This window comes from Pseudomonas jilinensis (genome assembly GCF_003586265.1).
Taxonomy (GTDB): domain Bacteria; phylum Pseudomonadota; class Gammaproteobacteria; order Pseudomonadales; family Pseudomonadaceae; genus Halopseudomonas; species Halopseudomonas phragmitis.
Genome location: NZ_QJSA01000016.1, coordinates 28,882 through 42,219, shown reverse-complemented (window position 1 = coordinate 42,219; position 13,338 = coordinate 28,882). Strand labels below are relative to the sequence as shown.

The window sequence follows — 13,338 nt, the reverse complement described above, 5'->3', positions numbered from 1 at the left end:
AACCGACTCGAGTCAGGGGCATCAACGCCCCTTGCGGGCCGCGTTGACCTCGACACTGCGTAGCCGGGGCGCCAGCTTGTCGAGAATGCCGTTGACGTACTTGTGTCCTTCGGTGGCACCGAAGGTCTTGGCCAGTTCGATGCCCTCGTTGATCACCACCTTGTAGGGCACGTCGATGCGCTTGAGCAGTTCATAGACCCCCAGACGCAGGATCGACAGTTCGATCGGGTCGACCTCGGCCACCGGCCGGTCAAGCACATCGGCCAAGGCTCCGTCGATCTCGTCGAGATGGCGTGGCACGCCAGTCAGCAGTTCGTGGAAATAGGCCCCATCGACCTTGCTGAAATCGTTGTCGGTAAGGAACTGAGCCTCGATGTCGGACACTGGCTGATCGGCCATGTGCCAGGAGTACAGGGCCTGCATGGCCAGGCTGCGCGCCTTGCGCCGAGCCGATGGCTTGGGACCGGCCGCGCGGGCCGGTCGGGGATCATGCTCGCTCACTCAGGCCCCCAGTTGCTTGATGACGCTGACCATCTCGACCACCGACAGTGCCGCTTCAGCGCCCTTGTTGCCGGCCTTGGTGCCGGAACGCTCGATGGCCTGTTCGATGCTGTCGACCGTCAGCACACCAAAAGCCACCGGCACGCCGTATTCCAGCGATACCGAGCCCACGCCCTTGACGCACTCACCGGCGACGTACTCGAAATGCGGCGTACCACCGCGAATTACGGCACCCAGGGTGATGATGCCGTCGAACTGCTTGAGCTCTGCGACCTTCTTGACCATCAGCGGAATTTCGAAGGCGCCGGGCACGCGGATAATAGTGATGTCCTCGTCCTTGACTCCGTGGCGCTTGAGCGTATCGACCGCACCAGCCACCAGGCTTTCCACCACAAAGCTGTTGAAACGGCCAACAACCAGTGCGTAGCGGCCCTGGACGGCGATGAAGTCGCCTTCGATATTACGGATAGCAGTCATGGTCTCTCTCTCTTAAAGAACGGATGGCGCGCAGTGGCGCCATCATCGCGTGCCTTGCCGGCACATGGATTCGGTGCGATCAGTCGCGGGGCAAGTATTCTACTACTTCCAGGTCGAAACCGGATATCGCATTGAATTTCATCGGCGTCGACAGCAGGCGCATCTTGCGTACCCCCAGATCACGCAGGATCTGCGAGCCGGCGCCTACCGTATTGTAGGTGGTAGGCCGGCGCGGTTGCTGCTCACGAGTACCGCCCAACTGGCGAACATGCTCCAGCAGCGCATCACCATCGATGTGGTTGCCCAGCAACAACACCACCCCGGAACCATCCTCGGCGACCTTGCGCATGGCGTCCTGCAGACTCCAGCGTCCCGACTCCTGCACCTGGAACAGATCGCGCAACGGATCGACGTTGTGCACCCGCACCAGCACTGGCTGCTCCGGGCTGATCTCGCCCAGGGTCAGGGCCATGTGCACCAGGCCGTCGGTACTATCACGATAGGCGACCAGGCGGAAGTTGCCCAGTTCACTGTTGATCTCCTGCTCGGCTGCGCGCTGCACAGTGCGCTCATTGAGCAGGCGATAGTGAATCAGGTCGGCGATGGTGCCGATCTTCAGGTTGTGTTCCTTGGCGAACTTTTCCAGCTCAGGCCGCCGGGCCATGCTGCCGTCGTCATTCATGATCTCGCAAATCACCCCAGCCTCGCCGAACCCGCCCATCCGGGCCAGATCGCAGGCCGCTTCGGTGTGGCCAGCCCGCGCCAGCACACCACCGGGCTGAGCCATCAGCGGGAAGATGTGGCCGGGGCTGACGATATCTTCAGCCACGGCATTAGGCGCAGCGGCGGCCTGCACGGTCCGCGCCCGGTCGGCGGCGGAAATGCCGGTGGTAACACCGGTGGCCGCCTCGATTGAAACGGTGAACTTGGTGCCGAAACCGGAGGCGTTGCGCTGGACCATCAGCGGCAGCTTGAGCCGTTCGCAGTGCTCCAGGCTCATCGGCATGCAGATCAGACCACGGGCGAAACGCGCCATGAAGTTGATGTGCTCGGCCTGGCAGGCTTCGGCGGCCATGATCAGGTCGCCCTCATTCTCGCGGTCTTCGTCATCCATCAGGATGACCATCTTGCCGGCGCGAATATCTTCGATGATTTCTTCGATACTGTTGAGTTTCATGCGGCCCTCCCGGGCACCTTGATCAGGACTTCAGATAGCCGTTTTCGGCCAGGAACGCCAGGCTAAGGCCGCCGTCACCGGCACCCGGCTCGGCCGCCTTGTCACCCAGCAGCAGGCGTTCCAGATAGCGGGCAATCACATCGACCTCCAGGTTGACCGGATGCCCGGGGCGGTAGTCGCCCATGATGGTTTCCTGCAACGTATGCGGGACGATGTTGAGGTGAAACACCGCACCGTCCACTGCGTTGACGGTCAGACTGGTGCCGTCGACGGTGATCGAGCCCTTCTCGGCTATGTATTTGGCCAGCGCCGCCGGCGCCTCGATCCGGAAGTGCCAGGAACGGGCATCCTCATGCATCGACAGGACCTTGCCGACGCCGTCGACATGACCGCTGACCAGATGGCCGCCCAGCCGCGAAGCCGGGGTCAGCGCCTTCTCCAGATTGACCCGGCTACCTTCCTTGAGGGTGGTGAATGCGGTACGGCGAATGGTCTCCTGACTGACGTCGGCCCAAAAGCCGTCACCCGGCAATTCCACGGCGGTCAGACACACGCCGTTGACGGCGATGCTGTCGCCCAGTTTGACGTCGGCCATATCCAGTTTCCCGGTTTTCACGTAGACCCGCACATCGCCACCACGTGGCTGCATGCTCTGGATCCGACCCACGGCTTCGATGATGCCAGTGAACATAGGATGCCTCTCGTTGCACGAAGTACGCTGTCAGCCACCGACCACCAGGCCGAGACCGTACACCGCCAGAAAGCCGAAGGCAAAAGCCAACAGCAGCAGCCCGAAGCTGCGAAGGTATGTCATGAAGGTCAGCCCCGGCACCTTGCTCATGGCCACGATACCGGCGGCGGAGCCAATTATAAGCAAGGAACCGCCCACTCCGACAGCATAAGTCAGCCCCATCCACTCGGCGACGCTCATCTTAAGATCGGACTTGAGCAGCGCGGCCGTCAGCGGCACGTTGTCGATCAACGCCGAGAGCAGCCCCATCAGGAAGTTGGCCAGCAGGGTCGGCATCATGCCATAGAGCGCGGTCAGGCCTTCGAGTACGCCGATGAACTGCAGCATGCCAACCAGCAGCAACACGCCGAGGAAGAACAGCAGCGTCTCGAACTCGATGGCCCGGATATATTCGAGAATCGGGTCGTTGTCGATGTCTTCGTTGAAGAACCGGGCCACCAGAAACATGATCGCCAGGCCGGTAAGAAAGCTCAGCACTGGCGGAATCGCCCAGAGCAGGCTGGCGAGGATGGTAAAGACGATGGTCGCCAGGAAAATCCCGGCAATCACCTGATCCACCCCACGGATCGGTCGCAACGCTTCTTTCTCGATCACCGCCTCGCCATTAAGCCCCCAGGATAGCAATCCGGCCAGCAGCATCACTGCCATGAATGCCGGCAGGCTTAGCATCAGCAGATGGGTGATCTCGACCTTGTCAGCCAGGAAGATCATCAGCGTGGTGACATCCCCGGTGATCATCGCCACCCCGCCGGAGTTGACCGCAAACACCACCAGAGTCGCAAAACGCAAGGTCTTGCGCGCTTCCATGTTGAGGCTGAGGATCAACGCCACCGATACCAGGGTCGCGGTGATGTTGTCGGCAATCGAGGAAAATACAAAGCAGAACAGCGCGGTGAGAAACAGCAGCTTGCGCTCGGTAATCCGCCCCGGCAGCACCAGGTATATGAGGTTCTCGATCAACCCCTTCTTGTTCAGGTAGGCAACAAAGGTCATGGTCGCCAGCAGAAACAGCCAGAGCCCGGCGATATCGGCAATATTATGGTTCAGGGCGGCCTGGACCTCGGCCCGGAACGCCGGATCCGGTGCAGCCATAAACATGACCAGCCAGGCCAGCGCACCGAACAGCAACACCACCTTGGCCTTGCTGACGTGAATGACCTCTTCCAGCACAACCCCCGCAAACGCTGCAATCGCCATGACGATCAGCAGCACCTCTACCGCGCTATGCATGTGACGTACTCTTCAGGAAGGAAAAACCGGGCGCGCCGTAATCCGCCAGTCGCGACCGACCGCGCGCAGGTCGGTAATCTCGACATCCATGGCCTCGGCCATATGGGCAAACGGCAACTCAAGCAAGCCGCGGGCCTGGCTGCCCAGCAGCCGCGGTGCCATATAAATCACCAATTCATCGACCAGTTGCGCACGCCAGAAGGCGCCAGCCAGGTGGGCACCGGACTCCACCAGCACCTCGTTGCAGCCACGCCCGGCCAGCTCGGCCAGCAGCGCCGCCAGATCCACATGCTGGTCCTGGCCCGGCAGCGCCAGCAGCTCACTGCCCGCCGCCTGGTATTCGGCCTGACGGTTCGAGGCCTGATAACAGACCACCAGGGTCGGGCCTGGGGTCTGGAACAGCCGGCGCGTCAGCGGGACCCGCAGACGGCCGTCGATCAACACGCGCAGCGGCTGGCGTTCGGCGGCGGCACGGGCCTGGTCTTCCGGCAGGTCCAGCTCGGCGGCGCGCACGTTCAGGGCCGAGTCATCCAGCAACACGCTGTCGGCGCCGCTGATCACTGCGCCACTGCGGGCCCGCAGCCGCTGCACATCGGCGCGTGCAGCCGGGCCGGTAATCCACTGACTTTCGCCACTGGCCATGGCCGTGCGGCCGTCCAGACTCATGGCCAGCTTGAGTCGTACCCAAGGCAAACCACTGCGCATACGTTTGATAAAACCGGGATTGAGCGCTTTGGCCTCGGCCTCCAGCACCCCACAGGTAACGGCGATGCCCGCCGCGCGCAAACGCTCCAGGCCGCGCCCGGCCACTTGCGGATTAGGGTCCTGCATGGCCGCAACCACCCGGCTGACGCCGGCCTTGACCAGCGCATCGGCACAGGGTGGCGTCTTACCGAAATGACTGCAGGGCTCCAGGGTGACATAGGCCGTTGCGCCCCGGGCCTGGGCGCCGGCCTGGGCCAGCGCATTGACCTCGGCGTGCCCTTGGCCGGCACGCACATGCCAGCCCTCGCCGACAATCTGCCCATCGCGCACCAGCACGCAGCCAACCCGCGGATTGGGCTCGGTGGTATACAGGCCGCGCGCCGCCAGTTGCAGGGCGCGAGCCATCATCTGCTGATCGAGCACCGCCATTTCAGGCATTGCCGGGATCCTGATCGCCCCGCGACAGGCGCTCGATTTCCTCACGGAACTGATTGAGATCCTGGAACCGGCGATAGACCGAAGCAAAGCGGATATAGGCGACCTCGTCGAGCTGCTTGAGTTCGTCCATCACCATCTCGCCCACCACCATGGCCTTGATCTCCCGCTCACCGGTAGCCCGCAACCGGTGCTTGATATGGCCGATCGCCGCTTCGATCTGTTCGACGCTGACCGGACGCTTTTCCAGCGCCCGCAGCAGACCAGCCCGGAGCTTTTCCTCATCGAACGGCTGACGCCGGCCATCCTGCTTGATCACCCGAGGCAGCACCAACTCGGCGGTCTCGAAGGTAGTGAAGCGTTCCTGGCAGGCCAGACATTCACGCCGTCGGCGCACCTGATCGCCATCGGCCACAAGCCGGGAATCAATCACCTTGGTGTCATGGGCACCACAGAACGGGCAATGCATAGCTGGGTTCCTAGGGTCTTAAGCGCCGCCCATCTTACTCCCATGCCCGGCATGAATAAACGCCAGCGGCGAAACTCAGCGTTGCGTGGCTAACCAGCTATCACGCAACCGACGCTTGGCAACCTTGCCATTGTCATCGCGCGGCAACTGCTCGACCCATTCAATCACACGCGGCACCTTGTAGCCTGCCAGCCGCTGGCGCAACTGCTCGCGCACCTGATCAGGCGTCGCCCGGCCACTGTCCTGCCCGGCCAGCAGCGCCACCAAGGTCTCGCCATACTCCGCATCCGGCACTCCGAAGACGGCGCAGTCGGCCACACCGGGCATGGTCAGCAGAACATGTTCGATTTCAGCCGGGTAGATATTCACCCCGCCGGAAATCACCATATCCGAGGCACGATCGCAGATGTACAGATAACCGTCATCGTCCAGATAGCCGATATCACCGACCGTCACCAGGTCGTCCAACCCGGCATCAGCCCGGGCCTGCGGATTGTTCAGATAGGTGAAGTCGGTAACCGCTGGCTGGCGTACATAAACCACCCCCGGCACACCCACGGGGCAATCGTGACCATGCTCATCAACGATACGCAGCCGCGTACCGGTGATTGGCCGGCCGACACTGCCGGGCTTGTCCCGGGCCGACTGCGGGTCCTGCAGGGTAATCATGCCGGTTTCGCTGGAAGCGTAGGTCTCATAGATGACTGGCCCCCACCAATCCAGCATCGCGCGCTTGACCTCAGGGGCGCAGGGCGCGCCGGTCGAGGCGACGAAACGTACCGAAGACAGGTCGTAACGCGCACGTACCTCGGCCGGCAAGCGCAACAGACGCACATACATGATCGGCACCAGAAACACCGTATCGATGCGGTGGCGCTCAATCAGCGCCAGGGTCTGCTCGGCATCGAAGCGGGCCATCAGTACCAGGGTTTCGGCCTGCTGCAGAGCCTGCTGGGCAAACGAGCTAGGGGCACTGTGATACAAAGGTGCCGACACCAGTGCCCGGACGCCTGGGCGGATACCCCAGGCCGTCGCTACCAGCTCGGCCATGCGCGCCAGCATCAACTCACGCTCCTCAGGCTGCGGGGCCATACGCTTGACCCCCTTGGGCCGTCCCGTGGTGCCCGAGGTGTAAGCCATGTGCGCACGCGGGGTACGCGGCGGCCCGGCATAAGGGGCCTGCAGCGCCAGCCATTGGCCATAGTCCTGGGCCTCACTGGCAGCAGTTGCCGCGCCCACCACCAGCAACCGGACACCCTCTGGAATCGCCACCTGCACCTCAGCCAGCAAATCGGCCTCGATCAGCAACACCTTGGCCGCGCAGTCGCGCAGGATGAAGCCGACCTCTTCGGCCTTGAAGTGCCAGTTGATCGGGCAATAGAAGCAGCCGGCCGTCTGGCAAGCCTGAATGGCATCGACGAAGGCCGGCCCGTTACGCAGCATCAGCGCCAGCACGTCACCATCTTCCACGCCCAGACGCGCCAGGCCGCCAGCCAGGCGCAGAGCCCGATCATCCAGCTCGGCAGGGGGGTATGACTGTTCGGCAAAAATCAGTTCGGCGGTCATGGCAGGACTCCGGGGGACAATGAATGGATGGCGCTGAAACTGCACCCGACTATAGATACCGCCCAAACAGTCGACAATTACCCATATACCACTCAAACTGATTCCATTATGGAAACAATAACCGATATCAAAACCCTGCAATTTCTGCTCGCCGTTGTCGAAGCGGGCTCGATGAGTGCAGCCGCCCGGCGCCTTGGTACTACCCGGTCCTACATCAGCCGGCGAATCAAGTCTCTGGAACAGCAGATTCAGGCACAGTTGTTCCGACGTACCACCCGCCAGCTCGAACCGACCCAGATCGGCTGGGCGCTGCATGCTCACGCGATACGCATCAGCCGCGAGCTACAGGCGTTGCAGGCCACAGTGGAAGATCTGGGCCAGAGCTTGCGTGGGCATATCCGCGTCAGCATGCCGACAGCCCTTGGCCAGATGGTCATTGGCCCCTGGCTGCTGGAGTTCGGCCAACGCCACCCGGACGTCAGCCTGCAGGTGATTTTCAGCAACCGGATTACCGACTTGATGGCCGAGGAAGTCGACATTGCCATCCGGATCACCAGCTACCCACCGGAGTCGGTAGTGGCGCGCGATCTAGGCCCCATCGATTGGGTATTGTGCGCCGCCCCCGACTACCTGCAACGCCAAGGCCGACCGAACACTCCGGAGCAGTTGAGCCAGCACCCATTTCTCACCGCCCCGCTCAGTGGCAACCGGCTGACTCTGCGCCTGAGCTCACAGACCCAGCGCTTGAACCTGACGGTAACGTCGCGCCTGCAGTCTGCCGAAGTGCTGTTCCTTAAGCGCGCCGCCATCAGCGGGTTGGGTTGCGCCCTGCTCCCGGCCTACGCCGTCAGCGATGCCCTGCATGATCACCGGCTGGACGTGCTGCTCGACCAGTATCAGATCAGGGTCGATGACTGGGGCGACCGGTTGTACCTGATCACCGCCCCAAACCTCTACCCCACACCCGCAGCCCGGGCGCTGATCGAGTTTTTGCGTGAGCGGCTGGGAAGTCTGGACTGGAGTGAGCCCTGGCCGTAAGGTGCGATCCTGACACCAACGCGCCGCTCAAGCCCGATAATGACCATGACCCTGAACCGCCTTGAACTCGCCCTGCATGCCGTCCTGCCCGATGCCCGCCTATGCGCCACGGCGCTGCCCGGTCTGCCGGAGCTGAAACTGTGGCTGCTGGATCCGGCCAATCTGGATCGCGCCTTCGCCAGCGACGAAACCCGCCGCCTGCTCGACAGCCCGCCGTACTGGGGCTTCTGCTGGGGCAGCGGTCTGGCCCTGGCGCGTTGGATTCTCGACAATCCGCAGCAGGTGCGCGGCCAACGAGTCCTGGATTTTGGCGCGGGTTCCGGCGTGGTCGCTCTGGCCTGCGCCCTGGCTGGGGCCCGAACCAGTATTGCCTGCGACCTTGATCAACCGGCACTGTGGGCCAGCGCGCTGAACGCCGAACTGAACGGCGTAGAACTGGAACTGGCCGGCGACTACTTTGCCGTTGCCGACGAGCTGGACCTGATCATTGCCGCCGATGTGCTTTATGACCGCGACAACCACCCGCTGCTTGAACATTTCGCCGAGCGTGCACCACGGGTGCTGATCGCCGACTCACGGGTCCGCCAGCTTGAGCATCCACACTATCGGCGGCTGGCCACACTGGCGGGGCAGACCTGGCCGGATCTGGGCGAGCCGCTGGAATTTCGCCAGGTGGCGCTGTACAGCACGCGCCAACGCCCCTCAGCGGCGGCTTGATTTCCCTACCCCCCGCCCCCACTATCGACCAATACCCCAGCCTTGAACGGATCAGCCCGATGAGTCAGTCGCCCTATATATTCGATGTAACAGAAGCCGATTTTGACCGCTTTGTTCTGGAAAACTCGTTTCACAAGCCAGTGCTGGTCGACTTTTGGGCGGACTGGTGCGCCCCCTGCAAGGCACTGATGCCGGTACTGGCAAAAATTACCGAAAGCCTTGGAGGTGAGCTGCTGCTGGCCAAGGTCAACTGTGACGAACAGGCCGGACTGACCCAGCGCTTCGGGATTCGCAGCCTGCCGACTGTGGTGCTGTTCAAGGATGGCCAGCCGGTAGATGGCTTTGCCGGAGTCCAGCCTGAGAGCGCGATCCGCACCCTGCTTGAGCCCCATGTCGGCACCCCGCCGGAGCCCAGCGACACCGCCGATCCGGCCAGCCAGGCCAGCGAGCTGCTGGAGGCCGGCGATCCGGCAGCCGCAATTGCCCTGTTGCAGCCCCTGATCAGCGAGAAGCCTGACGACCCCTTGCTGATTTTGCTGGCCCGCGCCCTGGCGCTCGATGGCCAACTCGACGAGGCGGGCCAGGTACTGGAGGCGGTCAAGGACCGGGATAGCCACAAGGCGGCGCTGAACGGTGCCCGGGCGCAACTGACCTTCCTGCGTCAGGCCGCCGGCTTCCCGCCCCGCCAGGCACTGGAACAGCGTCTGGCAGCCGCGACCAACGACAGCGAAGCGCTCTACCAACTGGCGGTCAGTGATCTGGCCGCCCAGCGTCACGAAGCCGGCCTGCAAGCCTTGCTGGAGCTGTTCCGCCAGGACCGCGGTTACGCTGACGGCGCGGCGCACAAAACGCTGCTGCAGGTGTTCGATCTGTTGGGCAGCGACCACCCACTGACCCTGCAGTTTCGCCGCAAGCTGTATCAGCTTCTCTATTGATCGGTGACCGGGCTGCGGTTGAAACATACCGCAGCAAAGCTGCTTTTGGTCTTTGCAGGCGTTATAAGATAACATCATGCTTTTCACCGACTGCCAGGAGAACTTCCCGATGCGCCTACTCCCCCTTGTAGCCGGTAGTCTGCTGACTACTCTGGCCTTCAGCCTGCATGCCCACAACCACGATCATCACGGGCATAACGGCCACGATCATGACCATGCACATGAGCACGGCGACAGCCTGGGCGCCCATCAGCACGGGGTAGCCAACCTGAACCTGGTACTCGAAGGCAGCGCCCTGGCCATTGAACTGGAAAGCCCGGCCGACAACCTGGTGGGCTTCGAATACCTGCCCAGCACCGACGCCGACAAAGCCAAGGTGCGTGAGGCCATGGCCAGCCTGCGCCAGGCCGATGCCCTGTTCCAGTTCCCGGCCGCCGCCGGTTGCAGCCTGGATCAGGTGGAACTGCAAAGCCCTCTGTTCAGCGCCGTCGAGCACAGCCACAAGCATGACCACGGCCACGCTCACACGCACAAACATGACCATGATAATGCCCATAACGACATCGAAGCGCACTACCACTTTACCTGCACCAACGTCGCAGCTCTGAACCAGATTGAACTGAAGCTGTTTGAAAGCTTCCCGCGCACCGAGAAACTGCTGCTGCAGGCCATCACGCCGGCAGGCCAGCAAGGTGGCGAGCTGAGCCCGGCTCAGAACCTGATCCGCTTCTGAAATACCCCCGGCGTGCAGACCCGCCCTGCACGCCCTCTTGTCTTGCATTAGCCCAAGCCTGTAGTTTGAACCCCTGCAATCTGCCAACGGCACGCCCATGACCCAGCCTGTTATCCAACTGCACGACATGACCTATGCATGGCCTGGCCAGCCAACCCTGCTGGATATCCATGAGTTCACCCTGCAAGCTGGTGAAAAAGTCTTTCTCAAGGGGCCATCAGGTAGCGGCAAGACCACCCTGCTGGGCCTGCTTGGTGGGGTCTACCTGCCAGCCAGCGGACATATCCGCCTGCTCGGCCAGGATCTGGCCAGACTGTCATCGGTACGCCGCGACCGTTTCCGCGCCGACCACACCGGCTACATATTTCAGATGTTCAACCTGCTGCCCTATTTGTCGTTGGTCGACAATGTCATCCTGCCCTGCCGTTTCTCACGAATCCGCCGCCAGCGCGCGCTGGCACGCCACCCCAGCCTGGAGCAAGCTGCTTGCGAGCTGCTCGCCCACCTCGGTCTGGCTGACCCAGCCCTGTTGCGGCGTCCGGTGACCGAACTGTCGATTGGTCAACAACAACGCGTGGCTTCGGCTCGCGCCCTGATCGGCAGCCCGGAACTGGTAATCGCTGACGAGCCGACCTCGGCGCTGGATGCCGACAGCCGCGAGGCGTTTCTCAAACTGCTGTTCGCCGAATGTCAGGCCGCCGGCAGCAGCCTGCTGTTTGTCAGCCATGATGCCTCACTGGAACGGCTGTTCGACCGAGGCTTGTCGCTGCAACAACTCAATCGGGCCGCCAGCACCCAGGAGGTGATTTGATGCATCTGCTGCGACTGGCCTTGAAGAGCCTGGGTAACCGGCGTTTTTCCGCAATTCTGACGGTGCTGGCCATCGCCCTCAGCGTGACCCTGTTGCTGGCAGTGGAGAAGGTACGTACTGAAGCCCGCGCCAGCTTCGCCAATACCATCAGCGGCACCGACCTGATCGTCGGTGCCCGCTCGGGTTCAGTACAACTGCTGCTGTATTCGGTCTTTCGTATCGGCAGCGCCACCAACAACATCCGCTGGGACAGCTTCGAGCACTTTGCCGAGCACCCCCGGGTCGCCTGGGCCATACCGGTCTCGCTGGGCGACTCGCACCGTGGATTCCCGGTCATGGGTACCAATCACAGCTATTTTGAGCACTTTCGCTATGGTCGCAGCCAGGCCCTGCAGCTGAGCCAGGGTCAGGCCTTCGATGACCTGTACGACGCGGTGCTCGGCGCCGATATCGCCCGCGAACTGAATTACCGCCTGGGTGACGAGATCGTCCTGGCCCATGGCACTGGCGCGGTCAGCTTTGTCGATCACGCAGACAAACCGTTTCGGGTCAGCGGTATTCTCGAACGCACCGGCACACCGGTCGACCGCACCGTGCATATCAGCCTGGAAGGCATGGAAGCCCTGCATGTCGACTGGCAACAGGGCATGCCCGCCCGCGGTTCGGCCCGTATTGATGCCGAACAGGCCCGCGAACTGGAGCTGACGCCCAAGGCCATCACCGCCATGTTGCTGGGCCTGAACAACCGGATCAGTACCTTTGCGGTGCAGCGCGAGATCAATCAGTACCGCGGTGAGCCGCTGCTGGCGATCCTGCCAGGCGTCGCTCTGCAGGAACTCTGGAGCCTGCTCGGGGTCGCAGAAAAGGCCCTGTTCATCGTTTCGGTGTTTGTAGTCCTGACCGGCCTGGTCGGCATGCTGACGGCTATTCTCAGCAGTCTCAACGAGCGTCGACGGGAAATGGCCATACTGCGCTCGGTTGGCGCCAAGCCCCGACACATCTTCGGTCTGCTGCTGCTTGAAGCCGCCAGTCTGGCCTTGAGTGGTATCCTGCTGGGGCTCGGCTTGATGTACCTGGGGCTGTGGATCGGTCAGCCGCTGATCCTTGCCCACTATGGCCTGTTCATCCAGATCACCCCCCCGGGCCTGTATGAATGGCAACTGCTTGGCGCTATCCTGTGCGCCAGCATCCTGATGGGCAGCGTCCCGGCCTGGCGGGCCTACCGCCAATCGCTGGTCGATGGGCTGTCGATACGAACCTGAGGTAAGCAGTATTTATGCGAATTCTGGCTGCACTACTCGCCACCACCCTGCTCAGCGCCAATAGCTGGGCCGTTGAGGAACTGACCTGGGGCGACCTGGTACCGCCCGAGGCCCGCGACATGCTTGGCATGCCGGCACCGGTGCACGACCTGTCGCAACTGGCCGACGCTCTGGGTGACGAATTCTATGGCGACCCGGCGGTGCAGGTGGAGCCGGCGGCGCCGGTAGTACCGGAACTGGATGGTCGCCAGGTGCGCTTGCCCGGCTATGTCGTGCCGCTGGGGATTACCGAGCGCGGGGAAGTTGATGAGTTTCTGCTGGTGCCTTACTTCGGCGCCTGCATCCATGTTCCGCCGCCGCCATCAAACCAGATCGTCTACGTCAAGAGCAGCCAGGGCATTCCCCTGCAGGATCTGTATCAGCCCTTCTGGATCACCGGCCCCATGCAGGTTGAGCACATGGAAAGCGATCTGGCCAATGCCGGCTACCGGATCGCCGGAGCCCAGGTCGAGCCCTATACCTATTGATTGG

At 62.6% G+C, this 13,338-nt stretch carries 15 protein-coding genes; 7 read left to right on the top strand and 8 right to left on the bottom strand.

Annotation, left to right across the window (positions count from 1 at the left end; all coding sequences use genetic code 11):
• Positions 1-21 precede the first annotated feature (21 nt).
• From nusB to C2846_RS16130, 8 genes are all read right to left on the bottom strand, one after another.
• Entirely contained in the window at positions 22-501 is a 480-nt protein-coding gene (gene nusB / locus C2846_RS16165) for a transcription antitermination factor NusB (protein WP_080048671.1), read from the bottom strand.
• The gene (ribH, locus tag C2846_RS16160) at positions 502-978 is read right to left on the bottom strand and encodes a 6,7-dimethyl-8-ribityllumazine synthase (protein WP_080048672.1); all 477 of its coding nucleotides are present in this window, start codon (positions 976-978) and stop codon (positions 502-504) included.
• Between the two features lie 79 nt (positions 979-1,057).
• A complete protein-coding gene (gene ribBA / locus C2846_RS16155) occupies positions 1,058-2,155 on the bottom strand; it encodes a bifunctional 3,4-dihydroxy-2-butanone-4-phosphate synthase/GTP cyclohydrolase II (RefSeq protein ID WP_080048673.1) in 1,098 nt (365 codons plus the stop codon).
• Between the two features lie 22 nt (positions 2,156-2,177).
• Positions 2,178-2,846, bottom strand: coding sequence for a riboflavin synthase (locus tag C2846_RS16150; RefSeq protein ID WP_119701946.1), 669 nt, complete (start codon positions 2,844-2,846; stop codon positions 2,178-2,180).
• Between the two features lie 30 nt (positions 2,847-2,876).
• Positions 2,877-4,136 (bottom strand): sodium:proton antiporter NhaD, encoded by a 1,260-nt coding sequence (nhaD, locus tag C2846_RS16145; protein ID WP_080048675.1) that lies wholly within the window; start codon positions 4,134-4,136, stop codon positions 2,877-2,879.
• 12 nt (positions 4,137-4,148) lie between these two features.
• On the bottom strand, positions 4,149-5,270 hold the full coding sequence (gene ribD, locus C2846_RS16140) for a bifunctional diaminohydroxyphosphoribosylaminopyrimidine deaminase/5-amino-6-(5-phosphoribosylamino)uracil reductase RibD (protein WP_119701965.1): 1,122 nt from the start codon (positions 5,268-5,270) through the stop codon (positions 4,149-4,151).
• Between the two features lies 1 nt (position 5,271).
• Positions 5,272-5,745, bottom strand: coding sequence for a transcriptional regulator NrdR (nrdR, locus tag C2846_RS16135; RefSeq protein ID WP_080048676.1), 474 nt, complete (start codon positions 5,743-5,745; stop codon positions 5,272-5,274).
• A gap of 75 nt (positions 5,746-5,820) precedes the next feature.
• Positions 5,821-7,311 (bottom strand): AMP-binding protein, encoded by a 1,491-nt coding sequence (locus C2846_RS16130; RefSeq protein WP_080048677.1) that lies wholly within the window; start codon positions 7,309-7,311, stop codon positions 5,821-5,823.
• A gap of 108 nt (positions 7,312-7,419) precedes the next feature.
• On the opposite strand from C2846_RS16130, the gene C2846_RS16125 reads away from it, so the two are divergent.
• The 7 genes from C2846_RS16125 to C2846_RS16095 all read left to right on the top strand — a co-directional run bounded on the left by C2846_RS16125 (position 7,420) and on the right by C2846_RS16095 (position 13,334).
• Positions 7,420-8,349 carry a LysR family transcriptional regulator gene (locus C2846_RS16125; protein ID WP_165443846.1) on the top strand — a complete coding sequence of 310 codons (930 nt, stop codon included), beginning with the start codon at positions 7,420-7,422 and terminating at the stop codon, positions 8,347-8,349.
• A 45-nt stretch (positions 8,350-8,394) separates the two neighbouring features.
• The gene (locus tag C2846_RS16120; protein ID WP_080048679.1) at positions 8,395-9,066 is read left to right on the top strand and encodes a class I SAM-dependent methyltransferase; all 672 of its coding nucleotides are present in this window, start codon (positions 8,395-8,397) and stop codon (positions 9,064-9,066) included.
• A 59-nt stretch (positions 9,067-9,125) separates the two neighbouring features.
• Positions 9,126-10,001: a thioredoxin gene (gene trxA / locus C2846_RS16115; protein ID WP_080048680.1), complete on the top strand. Its 876-nt coding sequence runs from the start codon at positions 9,126-9,128 to the stop codon at positions 9,999-10,001.
• 109 nt (positions 10,002-10,110) lie between these two features.
• Positions 10,111-10,734, top strand: a complete 624-nt coding sequence (locus C2846_RS16110; protein ID WP_119701944.1) for a DUF2796 domain-containing protein — start codon at positions 10,111-10,113, stop codon at positions 10,732-10,734.
• 97 nt (positions 10,735-10,831) lie between these two features.
• Positions 10,832-11,545 carry an ATP-binding cassette domain-containing protein gene (locus C2846_RS16105; protein WP_080048682.1) on the top strand — a complete coding sequence of 238 codons (714 nt, stop codon included), beginning with the start codon at positions 10,832-10,834 and terminating at the stop codon, positions 11,543-11,545.
• Entirely contained in the window at positions 11,545-12,807 is a 1,263-nt protein-coding gene (locus tag C2846_RS16100) for an ABC transporter permease (RefSeq protein ID WP_080048683.1), read from the top strand. Before C2846_RS16105 ends, C2846_RS16100 begins: the two co-directional genes overlap by 1 nt.
• 14 nt (positions 12,808-12,821) lie before the next feature.
• Complete coding sequence (locus C2846_RS16095) at positions 12,822-13,334, top strand: DUF3299 domain-containing protein (RefSeq protein ID WP_080048684.1); 513 nt, start codon at positions 12,822-12,824, stop codon at positions 13,332-13,334.
• Positions 13,335-13,338 lie beyond the last annotated feature (4 nt).